Annotated in this window: 3 protein-coding genes; 1 reads left to right on the top strand and 2 read right to left on the bottom strand. The window is 37.1% G+C overall.

All coding sequences use genetic code 11. The features are described from left to right. Window positions 1-53 precede the first annotated feature (53 nt). On the top strand, window positions 54-197 hold the full coding sequence (locus DI392_RS19660) for a hypothetical protein (protein WP_181388468.1): 144 nt from the start codon (window positions 54-56) through the stop codon (window positions 195-197). A 121-nt stretch (window positions 198-318) separates the two neighbouring features. On the opposite strand, the gene DI392_RS19285 is transcribed toward DI392_RS19660, so the two are convergent. Continuing rightward, window positions 319-2,268: a methyl-accepting chemotaxis protein gene (locus DI392_RS19285; RefSeq protein WP_109321324.1), complete on the bottom strand. Its 1,950-nt coding sequence runs from the start codon at window positions 2,266-2,268 to the stop codon at window positions 319-321. A gap of 147 nt (window positions 2,269-2,415) precedes the next feature. Next, complete coding sequence (locus DI392_RS19665) at window positions 2,416-2,586, bottom strand: hypothetical protein (protein WP_219930923.1); 171 nt, start codon at window positions 2,584-2,586, stop codon at window positions 2,416-2,418. Window positions 2,587-2,795 lie beyond the last annotated feature (209 nt).

Genomic DNA, 2,795 nt, shown 5'->3' on the forward strand with positions numbered 1-2,795 from the left:
AGAGTCATACGGATAGCTAATTGGCCAGAAAAACCTATTAGATCATGCCGATAATGACCATTCAACAAGTTTTAACAAAGTGCGATCCCGCCCTGATTCTGACACTGCTTGGTATCACCTTTGTACGTCAATCAATGGATGTACATCACAACTTCGAAGCGGATATTGAGCATAGCTTGTTTCTGCAAATAAAATGAGTATTGTGTTAGGTTTGCAAATCGGTATTGATACCATTAAATTATCTGGAAAGGAAAAGTAAGCCAAGGGTTAAACTCTGGCTTACTATACCCAAATTAATAAAAAAATTAAGGGGTTGTTTTATATATGACTTAATTTAAACTGATTGACAATTGCAGATAGTTCATCGGATACTTGGTTTAGTATTTCTATACGTTGCACTGTTTCATTTGCAGTGTTCATATTTTTCAGACTTACCTCTTCAATATTTGAAATATTGCTTTCAATCACTTCAATGGCTGATTGCTGCTGAGTTGCCGCGACAGCTATCTGACTAATATCGGCAGATACTGTACGAACATTGGTCAAAATTCCCTGAAGTGATTCTGAAGATTGTTGAGCAGTATCCACTCCAACCATTACCTGCTTAACCCCATCTTCCATTTTGGTGACTGCGTTTCCTATTTCTCCGATGATCATTTCAATCATACTGGATATTTCCTGAGTTGCTGTAACTGTTTTTTCAGCCAAATTTCTTACTTCGTCAGCAACAACTGAAAAGCCTCGGCCATGTTCTCCGGCACGAGCTGCTTCAATAGCAGCGTTGAGAGCTAATAGATTTGTTTGATCTGCGATATCTTCAATAACTTGAAGAATAGTTCCTATTTTCTGACTTGAATTACCAAGGTTCTGGATTACCTTTGAGCTATCCTCCATGGTCTCACCAACTTGACTCATTAGTTCATAGGTCGCTTTCGTCATTTCACTACCAGCTGAAACCGACTCTGTAGCGTTTTCCGATGCTGAAGAGACAGAAGAAACGTTTTGAGCAACTTCGGTTATGGTAATAGAAGATTGTTGACTGGCGGTGATAGTGGAGGCTACAGCTGAGCATTGCTCCTTTGAACCGGATTGGATGACTTCAGAATCTGTATTCAACTGAGATGCGAGCTGACTTAGCCTTGAACTATTATTCAGTACATTTTGAAAGGACTCAGATAAATGTTGTGACATATTATTTACAGATTGTGCTAACTCACCTAATTCATCATTAGAAGAAAACGTAACTTTTTGACTGAAATCCCCTGCAGAAATAATTGAAATGTTTTCACCAATAATTTTAATTGGTTTAATAATCATATTACGAAGAAAATAAAGTATGAAGACGATCGTTATAATAAAAGCAGCACCGAAAATAACAATCAATAGTGTTGCCATTTGACGAGATTGAGCAATTCCCGTTTCAACTATACTACGTGGTGCACCTATTATATGGTGGCCAATAACTGTACCATCATAAAGAGTTGCTGGAATAGAAATAAAAAAGCAATTGTCCGTAATAAGCCTATTATTGGCAATAAGTTTACTGACATCAATTTGGGCTATCTTCTGTACAACATCATTACTAAACCAGTTATCATTTACAGAATAGTACCCATTAAACTGGCGATTTTTTAAAATTTTTGGACTTTTTTTGGCATATTTATCATCAATCAACAACATGTAAGTTGTATCATTTTTTTCCATATCGCGACTAATACTGCCAACTCCCTGTAAAAACTCAATAGAACCGAGATAATCGCCATCTTTGATCACGGGAGCAATAGCACGAATCATCAATCCCACATTGCCTAACTCAAAGCCATTAACTGCTTTTTTTTCTCGGATCACTTTAGTCACTAATGGTCTAAGGTCTGTCAGCTTTTCACCAAATTTGGTTTTATCCCAATTTCGTACAAATGATATGCCATTTTTATCATGTAAGTGAATTTTAATACCTTTAAAGTTGGTATTTGATTTGTACATGTCTGAGATGGTTGAAAGCGCAGTAACCGCCAGTGCACGGTTTCCTGTTGCCAATGCTTGTTGTAAATTCTCATTAGCTGCAAACCCGACTGCATTGGTAATACCAATATCGAACTTTTTGTCAAGATGCTGCGATAAAAGTCCTTCCATTCGATTGGTTACTGTTAAATACTCCGATTCAGTGATTTTATCTTCTACTGAAAATGAGACAAAAGCCGTAAGCCCTAAGAAAACAAGGCATAGGCAACTAATGCTAAGTACAATTTTTTTTGTTATAGAGTTCATCTTGATTTTTTAACTTGTTGTTTGGGGTTTATGACAACGAGATACTACGGCTCAAAATATCTACGTTAGTCGATATGTGATTGGTTTATAATCATATCAAAAAATTATTAGTATTTTATTACATACTTCAAACTTAGAAGCAATTTATCACCGTCGAGCCGCAAGCTCTGCCTCCCAATACCCCTGATTCTCGTTCCACAAAAGCAGAGTATAGCGACACTGAGATATCTGGCCTGAAAATGCTGGTTGGTTGTCGAGTTTACCGTTTTCTGCAATGGCGTAACAACATGGCATATTTGCTGCCAATGCAGTGTACATTTCATCATAAGCGTAAATCTATTTTTTGATTGTTGCCTTATCGGTTGAGGGGGTGTTTTGCTTATAAATTTAATCTAATGGGTGTGATTGAAAGAATCACTGCTATCTTTAGAGCAGGGCGGGATCGCACTTTGTTAAAACTTGTTGAATGGTCATTATCGGCATGATCTAATAGGTTTTTCTGGCCAATTAGCTATCCGTATGACTCT

This window comes from Vibrio albus, from assembly GCF_003144035.1.
Classification (GTDB): Bacteria; Pseudomonadota; Gammaproteobacteria; order Enterobacterales; family Vibrionaceae; genus Vibrio; species Vibrio albus.